The following is a 16,928-nucleotide window of genomic DNA, read 5'->3' as shown; positions in this document are numbered from 1 at the left end:
GAATGGGTAACAAGTGGAGAGACAAACGTGCAAAGCGAACCCACGGACTAGGTTGCGCCAAAGTTAGCGAAGACCAGCGAAAATGAAGCGCCCGTAGGGCACGCCTAATACTTCACATCGAAACGGCCGTCGGCAACGGCCAGGGAATCGGTAGAGTTGTATAGCACGCCGGAAAACGTGCCGCTTACGATGCGCTGCTGGCGGTCGAGCTTGCGAATGAGCAGGCGCACGGGGCGGCGGGCGGTGCTGCGGTAACCCCGGTAGGGAATGAGGTCGAGGGCCTCCATGCTTTCGGCTCTTTGGCCGGGTGGCGTCCGCACGGTATCGGCCCCGAGCAGCCGCAGGCCGCCCAGGGTATCGGAAAGTAAAAACGTGAAGCTGATTTCGCGGTCGTAAAATTCTATGCTGTTGCGTACGCCCGTCATTGCGCCCCGCACCGTGAGTAGCGGCGGCACCGCACTAGCCCTATATATCTGCAGCGTGTTGGGTTGCCAGCTGCTGCCGAGCGGACCCTTCAATTGTTGGCTGCCCAGCACGGTCCACTTTTGCGCACCCAGTACGCAGCCCAGGGTGTTGGCCCCGGTTTCGGTGTAGGCCGGCAGCTGGGCGCGGGCAAACTCCTCGCTGTTGTCGTACTCTTTGCACCCCGTGGTGCAGGCGCTCAGCGACAGCAGGCTGAGGCAGGTGAGAAAATGCCGGAAGCGCATGGTAGGCGTGGGAAGTGCGGAAAGCCGAAAATACACACGAACTGGTCAGGGAACATCGGGCACCGACTGGCAGCCACACCCGGCGGGCCAGCCGCCCCCGAAAAACGCCGGTCTGACCCGCGCGACGGTTCATCCGCTTCATCTGACGCTTCGGTAGCACGGGCTTGAAACTGAGCCGGGCGCGCCAGCACCTTTGGCCCAGAACTCACCCGCTGGTCCTATGAAAACCCTGCTACTCCTGCCGCTGCTTTTGTTGCTACGCCCCGGCTGCCCCGCCGCTGCCCAGGCCCCCGCTACGCCCGCCCCGCCTGCGCTGGCTACTGCTACGCGCCTGACGGGCACCGTACGCGACGGCGTCGGCCAGCCGCTGCCGGGCGTGAACGTCTTCCTCAACACCACTTTCGACGGCGCGAGCACCGACTCGCTGGGGCGCTTCCGCTTCGAGACCCGCCAAACGGGCAGCCTGGTTCTGATGGTGACCCTCATTGGCTACGAGCCGCAGGAACTGCCGGTGCAGCTGGGCCAGGGCGTAATTGCGCTGCCCAACATCAAGCTCAAGGCCAGCCGCGCCGCACTGGGCGACGTGGTGGTGACGGCCGGCGCCTTTGAGGCCAGCGACGAGAAGCGCAGCAGCGTGCTCAAGCCGCTGGACATTCTGACCACGGCCGGCGCCCTGGCCGACGTGGCCGGCGCCCTCAACACCCTGCCCGGCACCACGCGCAACGGCGAGGAGGGCAAGCTGTTTGTGCGCGGCGGGGCAGCCGGCGAAACCAAGCAGTTTATGGACGGGCTGCCGCTGCAAAGCCCCTACGGCGGCACGGTGAGCGGCACGCCCGCCCGGGGCCGGTTTGCGCCCACGCTGTTTAAGGGCACGGTGTTCAGCACCGGGGGCTACTCGGCAGAATATGGGCAGGCGCTGTCGGCGGCCGTGATTCTGAACACCCAGGACCTGGCCCCGGAAACCCAGACGGGCATCACGCTGCTCTCGCTGGGCTCCGTGGGCCTCTCACAGCAACAGCGCTGGGAGCGGGCGTCGGTGGCCGTGGCGGGCGACTACTTCAACATGAAGCCATACTTTGGCGTGGTGCCGCAGCGGGTGCTCACGGCCATGGAGTCGGGCAGCGGCTCGGTGGCGTACCGGCAGCGCACCGGCGAGGCGGGCATATTTAAGGCCTACGGGGCTTTCGGCACGGCCCGTACCGGCGTGCGCACGCCGGCCGTGGACTGGCAAAATGGCCGCCCCGTGGACCTGCAGAACCACAACGCCTACCTGAACACCAGCTTCCGCAGCCCGCTGCGCGGCGGCTGGAGCGTGAACACCGGCCTGGCCGCCACCCGCGACGAACAAACCATTGCCCTGGGCACGCAAGGCCCGGCCGCCGATGTCAGCCACGTCCGCGAGCGGGAGGAGTCGGTGGTGGGCCGCGTGGTGCTTACCAACGACTCGGTGGGCACGTACTGGAACCTGAAAATGGGCGCTGATGGCCTGGGCCAGCGCTTTGCCCAGCAGGTCCGGCAGCAGCACGCCGGCCAGGAAACTGACTTGCCGCGCCGGGCTTTCAGTGAGCAGCGGGCTGCGGCTTTTGCCGAAGCCAACATCTCCTTTACCAGCCAGCTGGCCGGGCGGGTGGGGGGACGGGCCGAATACTCGGCCGTGCTGGGGCGCTGGAATGCCGCCCCGCGCCTGGCCCTGGCCTACCAGCTCAGCGAAGCCAGCCAGCTCTCGGCCGCCTACGGGCAGTTTTACCAGACACCGGCCAACTACCTGCTGCTCTCGGCCCACCGCAACAACGCGCTGCGCTTCGAGCGCGCCGACCATTACCTGCTCACGTTCCAGCGCATTCGCGCCGACCGCACCCTGCGCGTGGAAGGCTACTACAAGAACTACGACCACCTCACCCGTTTCGATGCCGCCACCCAATTTCAACATACGGCCTACGCCAGCACCGGCAGCGGCTACGCCCGCGGGCTGGATTTCTTCTGGCGCGACCGCAAAACGGTACGCAACCTGGACTACTGGGTGAGCTACGGCCTGCTGGACACCCGCCGCCAGCAGCGCACCGACCCCGTGCCGGCCGTGCCCACCTTCGCGGCGCGCCACAGCCTCTCGCTGGTGGGCAAGTACTGGCTGGGCAAGCTGCACACGCTGGTGGGCGCCACCTACGCCTACACCAGCCCGCGCCTGAGCTACGACCCCGGCTTCCGGGCCGTGCGCACGCCCAGCTTCCAGGACCTGAGCATGAACCTGAGCTACGTGACCAGCATCAAGCGCAAGCTGACCATAGTGCACGTGTCGTGCTCCAACCTGCTGGGCCGGGCCAACGTGTTTGGCTACCGCTACGGCGCCGCTCCCAGCGACCAGGGCACCTACCAGCGGGTGAGCGTGACGCCCTCGGCTCCGCGCATGCTGTTCGTGGTGCTCATGGTGAGCATCAATAAAGCCCGGCCAGCGGATACGAGCGTGGCACCGGAGTAAGGACGCGGCTAGTCGCCTAGCATAAAACACCCGCCACCAGGGCCCGCAAAGGGGAGGTTTCGACGATTCATCCGCCTCATTCGACGCTTCGGCCACAGAAAATTTTGGGCGTTGCCGTGGTACGCCACCTTTGAATCATCACCGCCGGCAATGGGGCCGGCAGCGGTTTTACCTCATCCATTCTTAACCAATCTCCAGCCATGAAAAAGCACCTTCTTCTCTTCGCCTTGGCCGCCACTACTTACGCGGCTGCAGCCCAGTCCGCAGCCGTGGCACCGGCGGCGCCTGCTGCCGCAGCCGCCCCGGTCGGCTATACCGAAATGATGGCCGCCACCATCAAGGAGCTCAACAGCACCGGCGACCCCGCCCAGCTCAAGCAGCTGGCCAGCAAGTTTGAGCGCGCCGGCTCGGCCGCTCCCACCGACTGGCTGCCTCCCTACTACCAGTCCTACGCCCTGCTGCTCACCTGCTTCCAAAGCCAGGAGGAGGGCGATGCGAAAGACAAGTACCTCGACCAAGCCGAGGCCCGGCTGGCCCGCGCCCGCCAGCTGCGCGGCGACGAAGCCGAGCTGCTGGTGCTGCAAGGCTACATTCACCAGGCCCGCCTGGGTATTTCGCCCATGCTGCGCTCCGTCAAGTACTCCACGCTGGCCAACGAAGCCCTGGCCCAGGCCAAAAAACTAAACCCCGCCAACCCGCGCATCTACCTGGTGCAGGCCAACAACCTCTACTACACGCCCAAAATGTTCGGCGGCGGCCCGGAAGTAGCCAAGCCCATTTACGACGATGCCAAAGCCCGCTACGCCGCCTACAAGCCCGCTCACGCCCTGCTGCCTAACTGGGGCGAGCGGCAATTGTTGAGCCGCCTGAAGGCCTATGAGACGGCCGGCGCCAAGTAGGGAAGGATGTTCGAGCTTTAACCTTGCCCCCCGGCCCCCCTCTCCCGCGGAGAGGGAAAACCGGAAATGCTCCTCCTGAAAAACCGTGAGGCTCCTCCCTCTCCACGGGAGAGGGGGGCCGGGGGGGTGAGGTGCACGCCAGAACGACCCACCAGCACCAACCCGAAATTTCTTCGTCATTTGCGGTTGACTCTACTTTATATGAACGACGCTTCGTTTGGGACCACTGCCCGCTTGCTCATGCCCCGCTGGGTCCGTCTAGTACTCATTCTCTTGGCCATTTCGGTGGGCGTAACTCTGCTCATCAACCGGCCCGACGAGGGCGAGCTGTTGGTTAATTTCCTCATCACTCTGGCCTACACGGGCTCGCTGTGGTTTGCCAACGACGGTGCCGTGGCGTGGCTCGACCGGTTCGTGTCGTGGCGGGCCGCGCCGGTTCAGCGGTTTCTGCTCACCATTACGGTGTCGTTGCTGGTGTCGCTGGTGGCAATTTTTCTGGTCAACCTGGTTTTCCGAACCATGTATTTTCACCAGCCCGTCAGGGTGATGTTTACGGCGGCGGTGTGGCGGGATTTTGTGTTTCCGCTGGTGGTCACGGTGCTGCTGTCTTTGTTTCAGCACAGCCGCGCATTTTTGCTGAAGTGGCGGGAAGTCGCCATTCAGGCCGAGCGGCTGGAAAAGGAAACCGCCGTGGCCCGCCTCGACTCGCTGCGCCGGCAGGTAGACCCGCATTTTCTGTTCAACTCCCTCAACGCGCTGACCTCGCTGGTGGAGGAAAACGACCCCGCGCGGGCCGTGCGCTTCATCCGCCAGCTCAGCCAGGTGTACCGCTACGTGCTCGACAGCGAAACCCAGGAACTGGTCACCCTGGCCGACGAGCTGCGCTTTGCCGAGAGCTACCTCTACCTGCAAAAGACCCGCCTGGGCGACGCCCTGGCCGTGGACCTAGAACTTCCCCCGGCCCCGCAGCTGGCCCCTTTCTTCGTGCCGCCGCTGGCCCTGCAGCTGCTGCTCGAAAACGTCATCAAGCACAACACCGCCTTCCAGGCCGACCCTTTGCGCATTGCGGTGCGGCTGGACGTGGCCGGCGGCACGCTTACGGTGCGCAACACGTTGCGTCCCCGCCGCCTGAGCGAAAGCGAAACCTCCGGCCTGGGCCTGAAAAACCTGGTGGCCCGCTACGCTTTCTTCACGAATAAACCCGTGGCGATAACAAAAGAAGGCGGCGAGTTCGTGGTCACGCTGCCGCTGCTGGTATTGTGATTCCAGTACGCTAGGTAATGTTATAAGACTGTCATGCTGAGCTTGCCGAAGCATCTCGCCCGCTTCGTTGAATTACTACTGCAACGAAGCGGTAGAGATGCTTCGGGAAGCTCAGCATGACGTTGTTTTTAGTGCCGAGTCAGCTTCTTTTTTTTGAATAGTTACAGCAAGCAAGTTGCTTCGACTGCGCTCGGCACGAAGTTTATTTGCTTGCTTATTCCCCGACTTCTTATGACGACCCTGCGCGCCCTCATTGTGGAAGACGAGCCCCTGGCCGCCCGCCGCCTCGCCGACCTGCTGGCCCGCCAGCCCGAGCCGCTCGAAATCCTCGGCACGGCCGAATCGGTGGCCCAGGCTGTGCAGCTGCTGCAAGCCGGACCTGCGCCCGATGTGCTCTTCCTGGATATTCACCTGGCCGATGGGCTGAGCTTTGAGATTTTTGAGCAAGTTGAAGTGCGCTGCCCGGTCATCTTCACCACTGCCTATGACCAGTATGCCCTGCAGGCCTTTAAGGTAAACAGCGTGGATTACCTGCTGAAACCCATAGCCGAAGAGGAGCTGCGCGAGGCCCTGCGCAAGCTGCGCGCCCGCCTGCCCGCTGCCGTCTCCCCTCCCCATCGGGGAGGAGCCGGGGGGGGGATTACCTTCGACCCGGCACTGCTCACCCAGCTCATGCAGCAGATGCAGCAAGCACCGCCCGCCGCCAGCTACAAAACGCAATTTGTGGTGCGCGTGGGCGAGCACCTGAAAGTGGTGCCCGTTGACCAGATTGCTTACTTTTTCAGCCTCGAAAAGGCCACCTTCCTGCAAACCACCGAAGGCCGCAAATACGTGGTGGACTACACCATGGACCAGCTCGAAACCCTGCTGGACCCGCGCCGCTTCTTCCGCCTAAACCGCGCCTACCTGGCCCAGCAAACCGCTATTCACGACATCATCCACTACACCAACTCCCGCCTGCAAACCGTGCTCAAACCCACCGCCCCCGACGCCCAGGTGCTGGTGAGCCGCGAGAAGGTAAGCGTGTTTAAGAACTGGCTGGACAGGTAGTTAAGTGCTGGCACAGCAGTAACCGTATTCGATTCGGGCCTACTGGTCTGACCGCCCTGGGCGGTCTGACCGGTTGAAGCACCAGCAATTTCGGTCTGACGACGACCGGTCAGACCGCCCAGGGCGGTCTGACCAGAGCATACGCTTACCGCTGCATTCGTACCTAGTGTGATAAAAACGTACGTCATGCTTCAACAAGCTCAGCATGACGGCCTTTTAGCCACGGGTGATTCAGGGGCTGTATTATTGCCGGCCCCTTGACCCTGAGGTTGTGGCAGGCGCCCTTTATGCCGTCCCGGCTTTATAACACCTGCGCCACCGGGCCGGTTGTGCAGCAGCAGGCGGCAACGCTGCCCTGCTGTTTCTACGTACTTCGCCCACCATGCTACCCCGTTTACCGTTTTTGGCCGGACTGCTCCTGCTGGCACAGGCTGCCCGCGCCGCGCCTCCCCAGGCCGCCGCCCCCGCCGATACCGTGGTGGGCCGCCGGTCGGTGCCGCGCATCGACCACCGCCGCCTGGTGGTGCAGTACGACTCCCGCTACTCCATTCTCAACCGCCATTTCACCACCATCAACGGCCTGAAACTGGGCGTGGAGTTTAAAAACCGATTCCGGACCGGCGCCGCTATCTACTTTCTCAGCACCGGCGTACCCACCCGCCGGGCCCGGCCCGAAAACGCATCGCCCACGGCCATGTCCGAGTTGCGTTTTCGCTACCTGGCCGGCTACGCCGAGTACGTGCTGCTCGAAACGCCGCGCTGGGAAATCAGCACCAACCTTCAGCTGGGCATGGGCTCCACCTACGTGCTTTATCCCACCCCTGAAGGCGATTTTTTTAAGACGCCCCACCTTTTTATGGGCGTGGTGGAGCCGTCGGTAGCTGCCCACATTCGCGTGTTTCGGTGGGCGGGTTTTGGCGCGGGGGCCGGCTGGCGGCAGCCCGTGCTGGTGGCCCCGTCCATTCAGCGCGAACTCAACGGGCCCGTTTTTTACGTGCGGGCCAAGCTGTTTCTGGGCGACCTGATAAAGGTGGTGCGGGGCCGGCAGCGGTTATTTACGCAGGAAGGCCTGCGCAGCGAGTAGCACCGCTGGCTTATCCGGCTGGGCTGTAGTGCCGCAGGGTGGCGGGTCGGTCGAGCTTGCCGGTGGCGGTGGTTTGAAATTCGGTCACGTAACGCAGTTGCCGGGGCTGCTCGTAGCGGCCCAGCCGGGTGGCCAGCAGGTTTTGTAGTTGCTCTTCAAGTTCCCTGGAGAGAGGCTCTCCCTCAATAAACGCCGTCACGGCTTGGCCCAGCCGCTCGTCGGGCTGGCCGGCCACAAAGCAGCGGCGCGATTCGCCGAGTTCGGCCAGGGCCACGTCGAGCACCAGCTCCACTTTTTCGGCCGGCACCTTCACGCCGCCGGAGTTTATTACGAAATCGGCCCGGCCCAGCCACTCAAAAGTGTGGGCGTCGAGCAGCTGCACCTGGTCGTTGGTCACGATGAGCTGGTCGTCGGTGATGTCGCCGCGCAGGGTGAGGCAGCCGCGCTCGTCCTGGCCGGCCGCAATGCCGGCGAGCACCCGGTAGGCCGTGGTGGCATCGGGGCCGTTGAGGCGGCGCAGGGCCACGTGCGAGCAGGTTTCACTCATGCCGTAGGTGTGGTACACGGGCGCCCGCAGCGCGCCAATGGCGGCAGCCAGGGCGGGGTCTACCACGGCTCCGCCCACCAGAATGGCCTTCATGGCCTCCAGTCGACCGGCCTGGCCGCTCTGCAGCAGCGCCCGCAGCTGCAAGGGCACAAAAGCGGCAAAGTCAAACTCGGCATCGGCGGGCACCAGGTCCAGCGGGTTGCCCTGCGGCTCCACAATGGTGAGGTGCATGTTGCGCTCCAGCCCGCGCACCAGCATCATCATGCCCCCAATGTATTCGCAATTGAGGCAGACCAGCGCCCGGTCGCCCGGCCCGAGGTCGAAGTAGTCGCCGGTGCGGGCGGCCGAGGCTTCGAGCTGCCGCCGCCGGAGCGTGAGGGGCTGCGGCGTGCCGGTGCTGCCCGACGTGGTGAGCCCAAATTCCTGCGTGCCGGTGAGCCATTGCCGCACAAAATCCAGCACCCGGGCCTCGTAGCCATTCACCGGCACGGCCAGCTGGGCGGGGTATTGTTGAATGGCAGCGTAGGTAAACTCGCGGCCGTTGAGCAGGAGGGAAGTGGGCAGGGCAGAAGAAGAAGTCATGAGGCAAAGCTAGGGGCGCACAGTCGCCGCCTCTGATACCGCTCTGCCCGCCCGGAGGTTGTGCGCCGCCACTCAGGCCCAGGCTATGCCTTTTTCTTTTTCACTTTTTCCTGCTGCTCGGCAATAAAGCGGTCCGTCATCTTTTCCAGAATGGCCAGCGTCACGGCGCCGTTGGAGAGCACCATGTCGTGAAAGGCGCGCACGTCGAAATCGTCCTTCAGCGCGGTTTCGGCCCGTTTGCGCATCTCGATAATTTTAAGCTCGCCCATTTTGTAGGACAGCGCCTGCCCGGGCCACAAAATGTAGCGCGTTACCTCCGTGTTTACCTCGTGCAGCGACAGCGCCGTGTTGTCGGCCAGGTAGGCCACGGCCTGCTCCCGCGTCCAGCCCTTGGCGTGAATGCCCACGTCGATAACCAGGCGGCAGGCCCGCCACATCTCGTACGTCAGCCGGCCAAACAGGCTGTACGGGTCTTTGTAGAAGCCCATTTCATGCCCCAGGTATTCGCTGTACAGGCCCCAGCCTTCGCCAAAGGCGTTGATGTACAAGTTGCGCCGGAATTCGGGCAGGTTGCTCAGCTCCTGCGTCAGGGCTATTTGCAGGTGGTGGCCCGGCACTGCCTCGTGCAGCGTGAGCGACTCCAGGGTGTAGAGCGTGCGGCTGGGCAGATTGGAAGTATTTACCCAGTACTCCCCGGCCCGGGTGCTGCCGATGGGCGCCCGCGAGTAGCGCCCTGCCGTGTAGTTGGGCGCCAGAAATGCGGGCACCGGCACCACCGTAAACGGCTGCCGGGGCAGCTTGCCAAACAACGAAGGCAGCTGGCCCTCCACGCGCTTGGCAATGAAGGACGCGTCTTTCAGCAGCGCATCGGCCGACTGGGGCTGGAACCGCGCATCGGTGCGCAAAAAGGCAATAAACTCCTTGAAATTACCCTCGAATTTCACGTCGCGGATAACCGTTTCCATCTCGCCCTTTATCCGTGCCACCTCCTGCAAACCCAGTTGGTACACCGCATCGGAAGTGAGGTTGGTGGTGGTGTAGTGCCGCACCCGGTCCTCGTAGTACGCCCGCCCGTCCGGGAACCCCGAGGCGCCGAGGGTGGCGCGGGTCTTGGGCAGGTACTCGCGGTCGAAAAACGTCTTGATGCGCTGGTAGCTGCTGATTACATCCTTCGTGATAACGGCGCGGCCCCGGTCCTGCAGCGCCGCCCAGTCGGCAGCAGAAACGGCCGCCGGCTTGTTGGCGAAGGGCTTCCAGAAAGTCGATTCTTCGGGCGTGGCCACGATGTGCTGGGTGTAGCTCGTTTCGTAGCCCTTCATCACCTCCCGGGGCTGCGTGATGCCCAGGGCAATGCCCCGGCGCATAAGCTGCAGGTTCTCGTCCACGAACCGGGGAATGTCCTGCAGCACCAGCAGGTACTGCTCGGCGTCTTTCTTGGTGCTGAGGGTGGTGCCGCCCCGCGAGGCCAGCTGGGAGTGGAAGCCGGCATCGGTTTGCAGGGGGTTCAGGTACGATTTGTACCGGTATTCGCCCAGTTCGTCCAGTACCTGGTGGTTCAGCAGCTCCAGGTTTATCCCGTCCTCAATCGAGAGGCCCTGCTTGTTGATGGCCTGCAGTTGCGCAGCTATCTTCTGGTAGAACAGGCCTTTGGCAACAAATGCGCTTTCGGTTTGAGCGCGCAGCACGTGGTTGCGGCTGCTGTCGGCGCGGTATTCGGCTTTCTCAAACGCCTTTATTGCCGCCAGGGCCGTGGCCATGTCTTTCTGCAGGGCCTGCGGCTGGGCCCGTAGCCCGGTGGCGCCCAGCAGGATGCAGCTTACGAGGAGGGGCAGTGATTTCATAAGCGGGGCAAGTGGGGACGGTTACGGTTCCTGAACGGCAGGAGCTCAGCGGCGAAAATAAGGTTTACAGGCTATCCAACTTTACCGTCATGCCGAGCGCAGCCGAGGCATCTCGCCCGCTTAAGCACCCGTGCAGAAGTAACCGTAGCAAAAATGGCAGTCATGCTGAGCGCAGCCGAAGCATCTCTACCGCAATACTATTTGATTACTTGCGCGGTAGAGATGCTTCGGCTGCGCTCAGCATGACGTTCTATATTCAGTACGCTTACTTCTGCACGAGTACTTAGCTCTCGCGTTTTGATTACTACCCCACGCGAGATGCCTCGGCTGCGCTCGGCATGACAATTCCTCCGCTGCCTATTCGGATAGGCTCCTAGCGCAGCAACCACTGCTGGTAGCTCTTGGCCGAGGGCGCGAGCTGCCAGGCCAGGGCCGCCAGCACGCCCGCGCAGGCCACCAAGTCGAATACCTGGTGAGTGACGGCGTAGGAAGCCAGCAGCGGCAGCGCGGCCAGGCTCAGCAGGCTGTTGCGCAGGAAGATGCGCCCGAGGTAGATGCGCAGGTTTTCCTGGGCGGGGCGCCGGATGTTAGCCCGCAGGCGCCGGAAAACCAGGTAAGCCAACACGCCCAGCAGGGGCACCACGCCCCCCAGCAGCAGCAGCACCGGCCAGGTGGCCAAACGCGGCTCCAGGGTGGGGCCTACGGCTGCGCGCTGCCCGGCCAGCAGCACGACGCCCCCCATCAGCAGGCCTTGCAGCGGGTAGTGCAGCCAGTGCACCCACCGAATGCGGCGAATGGCCTGCTGAAACGCGAGATTGTCCATGGGGCAAACGGCAGCGCCGGTGGCGGCGGGCGCTTAGGGCTGGGGCTTCGGGGCGGCCGCTACGGGCGCCGGCACCAACTCAAAATAACTCACGTTGAATACATTGTCCACCACCTTGCCCTGCACCCGCGCCTGCCGGATGGTGTTGCAGAAGCCGTCGCGGGCGTGGGCATCGCCGTGGGAGTCGATGCCGGTGCCCGTCACAAAGTAAGCCCGGCCCGCTACGCGCACGGCCAAATCGCAGCCCTTGCCCGGCAAGCCCAGTTGGCACTGCCCGCAGGCGGCTTCTACCAGCAGCGTGTCGGTGGGCACGGCGGCGGTACTTGCGGCGCTGGGCAAGGCCAGCGCCCGCTGCGCTACTGCCGGCCCCGCCGTGGCGAGGCCAATAAGGAAAAGCAAGGGCAGGAGCAGTTTCATGGGTTCGGGAAAAGTTGACGCTTCAATGTACAACGCCCAGCGTTAAAGCGTTTTCCCAGGAGGAAGTTCTGATTTGCTGTGCTGCTCAGAAAAGCATGTTGTGACGTTCAGGCCGCAAATTGAGCCAGCAGCGTCTCTTGTCGCTGGGGCTAGAGCTTCGGCGTAGGCTGTCGCCAGGCTGTTGTAAAGTGTTGCCCTACAAATTGGTAACGTTTTGGGGCTTGGCGAAGGTGGCGATTTTCACCACAGATGTTGGTGCGGAGAACCAAACTTTGCTTAACCACAAATGTGTCTGCGGAGCACTGAACTGCCACTTTTGCCAAACGCCTGTTATGTGCTCCCCTTATTTCAGTCGTTGTCATACGTCAGTTCAAATGTTTTAAATCCAATTTGTTTTCCTTCTTCAAGTCCCCCAAAATATTTTGTCTTGTTATTCCATTTGTCATATTCAAAGCCATACCATTCTAAACATTTTCCGTTGCTGTCTTTGCGGATACGATGTATGAGATTTTTGTTGTTGTCATAAACACTTTCTTCTGTTTTAATGGTCGAGCCATTTAGAATGAAATTCCAAACCTCTTTTTGTCCTTGGTATTCGTATAAATGTTTCTCTTTCTCATTTCCTTTCTCGTCAGTTATCAATTTCTGTACAAGTCGGTTTGCTTGGTCAAACTTTGCTAAATGAATTTCATAAAGTTGGTCCTTGTCGTTAAATCTTTTTTGTGAATGGTCAAGAGAGTTTTCAATTGTCTTGTGAATAATATTTCCGTTCTCGTCCTTAGCGAGCCACACCTTCAAATTAGTGTCGGATTCTATAACAATTTCTGTCCAGTCGTAAATGTTGCCTTCGGCTGTTCTTTCAATTGTTTTTATTTGGTTGTTATTGTTGTCGTAGCTGTATTCAAAACTGACTTGAATTTCATTGTCGTCAGAAAACTCAGTTATTTTAATGCAATTACCTTGTTCATCATAGTCAAATGTCTTGTAAAATTTACGATTGCCTTTGTCGTCCTTGAAAACTTGTCGTATGACTTTACCAATTTCGTTGTAAAAAAACTCGTCCCAAGAAAATATTTCCCCCTTTTGGTCTTTAATTATTTCTGATACAAGTTTCATTTAGTCATTGTCTGTTGATGTTAGCACTGTCGGTCTTTTAGGGTTGCACATAACATCCGGCTTGCCGCAACTACAAGATACACCAGCTGCGGCGAGCTATCCGAATAGGACCTGATTACGCAACTGGCTTTGCTTCATATATCGTCATTAAGCGAAAGCCCAACCAAAAAAAAGCCCGCCGCACTTCTCAGTACGGCGGGCTTTTTAACTCCAAGGCGTATTACCGCCGCTTACGGAAACTTCGGAAACTTCGAGAAGTCCGGCTGGCGCTTTTCCATGAAGGCTTCGCGGCCTTCCTTGGCCTCGTCGGAGAGGTAATAGAGCAGCGTGGCGTTGCCGGCCAGCTCCTGAATGCCGGCCTGCCCATCGAGTTCGGCGTTGAACGACGACTTGAGCATGCGCAGCGAGAGCGGGCTTTTCTGCAGAATCTTGTGGCACCAGGCTACGGTGGTTGCTTCCAGCTGGTCGAGTGGTACCACCTTGTTTACCAGGCCCATGTCGAGGGCTTCCTGGGCGTCGTACTGGTCGCAAAGGAACCAGATTTCGCGGGCTTTTTTCTGGCCCACCACGCGGGCGAGGTAGGAGGCGCCAAAGCCGCCATCGAAGGAGCCCACGTTGGGGCCCGTCTGGCCGAAACGGGCGTTTTCGGCCGCAATGGTCAGGTCGCACACCACGTGCAGCACGTGGCCGCCGCCAATGGCCCAGCCCGCCACCATGGCCACCACCGGCTTGGGAATGGTGCGGATGATGCGCTGCAGGTCGAGCACGTTGAGGCGGGGCATGGCGTCTTCGCCCACGTAGCCGCCGTGGCCGCGCACGCTTTGGTCGCCGCCCGAGCAGAAGGCCCGGCCGCCCTCCCCGGTGAGGATGATGACGCCGACATCGGTGCGGTCGCGGCAGATGTTCATCGCCTCAATCATCTCCTGCACCGTGAGCGGCGTGAAGGCGTTGTGCACCTGCGGCCGGTTGATGCTGATTTTGGCAATGCCGCCGTGCTGCGTGAAGAGAATTTCTCGGAACTCCTTAATGGGCGTCCAGGTGATTTGGTCGGGCATAGAAAGTTGTCATTCTGAGCGCAGCGAAGAATCTTATCACGTCCGCGCCGCAAGGGTTACTAAAAGTTGACGAAAGCAGCCGTGATAAGATGCTTCCTTCGTCAGCATGACAGGGGTTACGAAAAAGCCTGTTTTACGGCGGCCCGGTACTCCTCAAAAAACGCCGCGTTGGTCTTGGAATCCGTAAAGATTTCCAGAATCGCCGCGCCGGTTTCGGCTGCAAAGAAAACCGGCAGCGCGGCATCTAGTTCAGCAAAGGTTGAAACCGGGAAATAGCCCAGGTTAAAATCCCGGGCCGTGTTCTCGGCCGTGAGGGTTTGGCGCGTCTCAAAAAACTCCTCCAGCTCTGGCTGCTGCCGTGGCCCGTCGATGAGCCGGAAAATGCCGCCGCCGTGGTTGTTGAACAGCACCACCCGCAGGTTGGGCACGGGGTAGTTGTGCCAAAACGCGTTGCGGTCGTAGAAAAAGGCCACGTCGCCGGTGAGCAGCACCACCGGCCGCTCGGGCTGCGCCAGCGCCGCGCCCACGGCCGTGGAGTTGCAGCCATCAATACCGCTGGTGCCCCGGTTGGCGAATACTTCAATGTGTCGGCCCTGCGGGATGCCGAGAATATTGGCGTAGCGCACGGCCATGCTGTTGGCGAGGTGCAGGGCGGTGTATTCTGGAAGGCTGGCCAAGGCCTCAGCAAATGCCGAAAACTCGTTGAATACTGGTTGGGATTTCTGATACCGGTCTCCCTGGCCGCTGAAAAAATCTTGCAGAGCAGCGTCAGCTCGTTGCTGTGCCGAAACCCAAGCTAAGTTAAAGCGGGTTTTAACCGGACTCGCTAAACTACTTTGCGTCTTTTCAATAGTTAAAGATTCAAAAAAACTAGCCGGCTCAACGCGCACAATAGTAGTGAGGCTTCGAAATGTATCGGCTGCCGCGCCAGTTGCTTGCAAGTGCCAGTGCTGCTCAGTCGCTGAGTCCCGCAGAAAAAGCTTCAAGCTTTTGGAGATGAGTGACTGGCCGAATGTGATGAGTAAATCGGGCCGCAACGCCTCTTTTTGCTCACTGCTTAAACCAGCCAAAAACACGTCCTGCCTGCTGATAACGGAAGCGCCTACACCATCTGAGTTGGAAATGGAGTCGCCCAGAACCGAAATTCCGTAAGTGTCCGAAAAGAGCCGGAGCGCGTGCATCAGTTGCTCATCGACAGGCTGCTGACCTGCAACGATGAGTGCCCGCGTTGCCATTTTCAACTGTTGTTTTAATTCGGCTTGCGAGGCTTTTGATAATGTAATTACACTAGGCCACTCGCGGATAATTTGTACATCCTGCTCGTACCGAATTTCCTCGCCCGCCTTTGGATAAAATGGCTCCCGCAGCGACACATTCACCTGCACCGGACCGGCCGGCGCGGCCTGCGCCATATTGATGGCTTCATTCACGATGCGCGCCGAATGCCACTTAGCATCTGGGTGTGATGTATCCACCGGAAACTCAAATGCACCCTTGGCGTGCGCGCCGAATAAGTTGTGCTGTCGGATGGTCTGCCCATCGAGCTGGTCTATCCATTCCGGCGGCCGGTCCGCTGTGAAAATCACCAACGGAATGTGCTGGAAAAAGGCCTCGGCCACGGCCGGGGCGTAGTTCAGGCCCGCCGTGCCGGAAGTGCAGACCAGCGCCACCGCCCGCCGCTGCGCCTGCGCGATGCCCAGGCCAATGAAGGCCGCCGCCCGCTCGTCGGGCACCACGCGCACGGTCAAATCGGGATGGCGGGCAAACGCCAGCGTGAGCGGTGCCGAGCGCGAGCCGGGAGAAAGCACTACATCCGTAATGCCGTGCCGCGCGCAGATTTCAGCGATGTTGTAAACGGCCTGCATTATTATCGGTAAGTGATTAGTGGTGAGCAGTTAATAAGAAGAAAAGTGTATTATTTGTCATTAATCACTCACCGTTAACCGTTGATAAAACGGTGCTTATGGTTTGCAGTTTCATTTCGGTTTCCTGCCATTCGCGCTCCGGGTCGGAGTCCACCGTGAGGCCGGTGCCGGCGTAGAGAATGGCCTCATCGGCGCGCACTTGCAGGCAGCGCAGATTTACGTAAAGGCGGGCGCTGCCGGGGGCCACCACGTTCACCGGGCCCAGGAAGCCGCTGTAGTAGGCGCGGTCGTAGCCCTCGTGCTGCTGAAGGAAGTGCATGGCGGCCGTTTTTGGCATGCCGCCCACGGCGGAGGTGGGGTGCAGCAGCCGCAGCATGTCGGTGCCCAGCGAGGGGAACGGCACGTGTTTCAGGCTCACCTCAAAATCGGTGCGCAGGTGCAGCAGCTGGCCGGCAATCACCGTGCGCGGGCCCGTTTCGTGGTATTCGCGCAGCCGCAGTTGCTTAAAGCAGTTCACGATGTAGCGCGCCACCAGCGCCTGTTCCTCAATTTCCTTCTGGCGCCAGATGGCCGTGCGAGGCGTGACTTCGGCCGTAAGGGGCTGGGTGGCGGCCAAGGCCATGGTCCGAAACGTGCCATCGGCCGTGACTTCGGCCAGGATTTCGGGCGTGGCGCCCAGCCAAGTGCCCACGCCCGGCACGCTCACCAACGACACAAACGCCAGCGGGTACTTCCGCTCCAACGCCACGAAAGCCGCCAGCGGGTCGAAGCCGGGGGGCAGGGCGCGGCGGGCGGCGCGGGAGGTCACCACCTTCAGCACCTGCTGGGCTTCAATAGCGGCTACGCCCGTGGTCACCAGCTGCGTATATTCGGCTTGGGTGGCAGCGTGGGGCACCGGCTGCGCGCTGTGGTGCCAGGTCAGCTCCGCCACCGCGCCAGCCGCCAGCCAGGCCGTGAGGTTGGGCACCAGCTCGCGCGCCTGCGGCGATACGGCTACTGTGCCGGGCTGGCCGGTATCGTAGAGCACATCGGCGGGCAGGAACAGCGCCGGGTTTTGGTCGGAGTCGCGGAACGGGAAAAACGCGAAACCGCCGGGGCCTGGGCATCGAGCGCGGGCGGCAGGCCGGTGTAGGTGGCTTCCAGCGACCGCGCCACCAGCAACCGCGCCGCCGCCGCGCCGGGCTCGCGCCACACCGCCAGCGG

The 16,928-nt window shown here is 61.4% G+C and carries 15 protein-coding genes; 5 read left to right on the top strand and 10 right to left on the bottom strand.

What is annotated here, in order from left to right; translation table 11 throughout:
- Positions 1–104: 104 nt before the first annotated feature.
- Positions 105–707, bottom strand: coding sequence for a hypothetical protein (locus BEN48_RS10030; protein ID WP_070734536.1), 603 nt, complete (start codon positions 705–707; stop codon positions 105–107).
- A gap of 220 nt (positions 708–927) precedes the next feature.
- Here BEN48_RS10030 and BEN48_RS10025 point away from each other — a divergent pair, with 220 nt between their 5' ends.
- The 5 genes from BEN48_RS10025 (at position 928) to BEN48_RS10005 (ending at position 7,479) form a co-directional block, all read left to right on the top strand.
- On the top strand, positions 928–3,183 hold the full coding sequence (locus BEN48_RS10025; RefSeq protein WP_070734534.1) for a TonB-dependent receptor: 2,256 nt from the start codon (positions 928–930) through the stop codon (positions 3,181–3,183).
- 200 nt (positions 3,184–3,383) lie between these two features.
- Entirely contained in the window at positions 3,384–4,082 is a 699-nt protein-coding gene (locus tag BEN48_RS10020) for a hypothetical protein (protein WP_070734532.1), read from the top strand.
- A 201-nt stretch (positions 4,083–4,283) separates the two neighbouring features.
- On the top strand, positions 4,284–5,345 hold the full coding sequence (locus tag BEN48_RS10015) for a sensor histidine kinase (protein ID WP_070734531.1): 1,062 nt from the start codon (positions 4,284–4,286) through the stop codon (positions 5,343–5,345).
- Positions 5,346–5,576: 231 nt separating this feature from the next.
- Positions 5,577–6,395, top strand: coding sequence for a LytR/AlgR family response regulator transcription factor (locus BEN48_RS10010; protein ID WP_070734530.1), 819 nt, complete (start codon positions 5,577–5,579; stop codon positions 6,393–6,395).
- Between the two features lie 382 nt (positions 6,396–6,777).
- Complete coding sequence (locus tag BEN48_RS10005; protein ID WP_125932579.1) at positions 6,778–7,479, top strand: hypothetical protein; 702 nt, start codon at positions 6,778–6,780, stop codon at positions 7,477–7,479.
- A 10-nt stretch (positions 7,480–7,489) separates the two neighbouring features.
- Here the strand turns inward: BEN48_RS10005 and BEN48_RS10000 are convergent, their stop codons facing one another.
- The 9 genes from BEN48_RS10000 to BEN48_RS19245 form a co-directional block, all read right to left on the bottom strand.
- The gene (locus BEN48_RS10000) at positions 7,490–8,608 is read right to left on the bottom strand and encodes an AMP-binding protein (RefSeq protein ID WP_083320947.1); all 1,119 of its coding nucleotides are present in this window, start codon (positions 8,606–8,608) and stop codon (positions 7,490–7,492) included.
- An 83-nt stretch (positions 8,609–8,691) separates the two neighbouring features.
- Entirely contained in the window at positions 8,692–10,449 is a 1,758-nt protein-coding gene (locus tag BEN48_RS09995; protein WP_070734526.1) for a DUF885 domain-containing protein, read from the bottom strand.
- A gap of 373 nt (positions 10,450–10,822) precedes the next feature.
- Complete coding sequence (locus tag BEN48_RS09990) at positions 10,823–11,272, bottom strand: hypothetical protein (RefSeq protein WP_070734525.1); 450 nt, start codon at positions 11,270–11,272, stop codon at positions 10,823–10,825.
- A gap of 33 nt (positions 11,273–11,305) precedes the next feature.
- Positions 11,306–11,689, bottom strand: a complete 384-nt coding sequence (locus BEN48_RS09985) for a DUF6370 family protein (protein WP_206599847.1) — start codon at positions 11,687–11,689, stop codon at positions 11,306–11,308.
- Between the two features lie 348 nt (positions 11,690–12,037).
- Complete coding sequence (locus tag BEN48_RS09980; RefSeq protein WP_070734523.1) at positions 12,038–12,805, bottom strand: hypothetical protein; 768 nt, start codon at positions 12,803–12,805, stop codon at positions 12,038–12,040.
- A 230-nt stretch (positions 12,806–13,035) separates the two neighbouring features.
- The gene (menB, locus tag BEN48_RS09975; protein WP_070734521.1) at positions 13,036–13,860 is read right to left on the bottom strand and encodes a 1,4-dihydroxy-2-naphthoyl-CoA synthase; all 825 of its coding nucleotides are present in this window, start codon (positions 13,858–13,860) and stop codon (positions 13,036–13,038) included.
- Between the two features lie 116 nt (positions 13,861–13,976).
- Positions 13,977–15,725 (bottom strand): 2-succinyl-5-enolpyruvyl-6-hydroxy-3-cyclohexene-1-carboxylic-acid synthase, encoded by a 1,749-nt coding sequence (gene menD / locus BEN48_RS09970; protein WP_083320946.1) that lies wholly within the window; start codon positions 15,723–15,725, stop codon positions 13,977–13,979.
- Between the two features lie 64 nt (positions 15,726–15,789).
- Positions 15,790–16,752, bottom strand: a complete 963-nt coding sequence (locus tag BEN48_RS09965) for a chorismate-binding protein (protein WP_241502236.1) — start codon at positions 16,750–16,752, stop codon at positions 15,790–15,792.
- Positions 16,719–16,928: hypothetical protein (locus BEN48_RS19245; protein ID WP_162274737.1), on the bottom strand; the 210-nt coding region annotated here is incomplete at its 5' end. The genes BEN48_RS19245 and BEN48_RS09965, both read right to left, overlap by 34 nt.

Source organism: Hymenobacter glacialis (assembly GCF_001816165.1).
Taxonomy (GTDB): Bacteria; Bacteroidota; Bacteroidia; order Cytophagales; family Hymenobacteraceae; genus Hymenobacter; species Hymenobacter glacialis.
Note: the sequence above shows the minus strand (reverse complement) of the source record. Positions and strands in the feature narration are given on the sequence as shown.

What these genes read in the sequence shown, in the direction of transcription:
- BEN48_RS10030 (WP_070734536.1), bottom strand. Translation starts at nt 707, where the DNA reads ATGCGCTTCCGGCATTTTCTCACCTGCCTCAGCCTGCTGTCGCTGAGC.
- BEN48_RS10025 (WP_070734534.1), top strand. Translation starts at nt 928, where the DNA reads ATGAAAACCCTGCTACTCCTGCCGCTGCTTTTGTTGCTACGCCCCGGC.
- BEN48_RS10020 (WP_070734532.1), top strand. Translation starts at nt 3,384, where the DNA reads ATGAAAAAGCACCTTCTTCTCTTCGCCTTGGCCGCCACTACTTACGCG.
- BEN48_RS10015 (WP_070734531.1), top strand. Translation starts at nt 4,284, where the DNA reads ATGAACGACGCTTCGTTTGGGACCACTGCCCGCTTGCTCATGCCCCGC.
- BEN48_RS10010 (WP_070734530.1), top strand. Translation starts at nt 5,577, where the DNA reads ATGACGACCCTGCGCGCCCTCATTGTGGAAGACGAGCCCCTGGCCGCC.
- BEN48_RS10005 (WP_125932579.1), top strand. Translation starts at nt 6,778, where the DNA reads ATGCTACCCCGTTTACCGTTTTTGGCCGGACTGCTCCTGCTGGCACAG.
- BEN48_RS10000 (WP_083320947.1), bottom strand. Translation starts at nt 8,608, where the DNA reads ATGACTTCTTCTTCTGCCCTGCCCACTTCCCTCCTGCTCAACGGCCGC.
- BEN48_RS09995 (WP_070734526.1), bottom strand. Translation starts at nt 10,449, where the DNA reads ATGAAATCACTGCCCCTCCTCGTAAGCTGCATCCTGCTGGGCGCCACC.
- BEN48_RS09990 (WP_070734525.1), bottom strand. Translation starts at nt 11,272, where the DNA reads ATGGACAATCTCGCGTTTCAGCAGGCCATTCGCCGCATTCGGTGGGTG.
- BEN48_RS09985 (WP_206599847.1), bottom strand. Translation starts at nt 11,689, where the DNA reads ATGAAACTGCTCCTGCCCTTGCTTTTCCTTATTGGCCTCGCCACGGCG.
- BEN48_RS09980 (WP_070734523.1), bottom strand. Translation starts at nt 12,805, where the DNA reads ATGAAACTTGTATCAGAAATAATTAAAGACCAAAAGGGGGAAATATTT.
- menB (WP_070734521.1), bottom strand. Translation starts at nt 13,860, where the DNA reads ATGCCCGACCAAATCACCTGGACGCCCATTAAGGAGTTCCGAGAAATT.
- menD (WP_083320946.1), bottom strand. Translation starts at nt 15,725, where the DNA reads ATGCAGGCCGTTTACAACATCGCTGAAATCTGCGCGCGGCACGGCATT.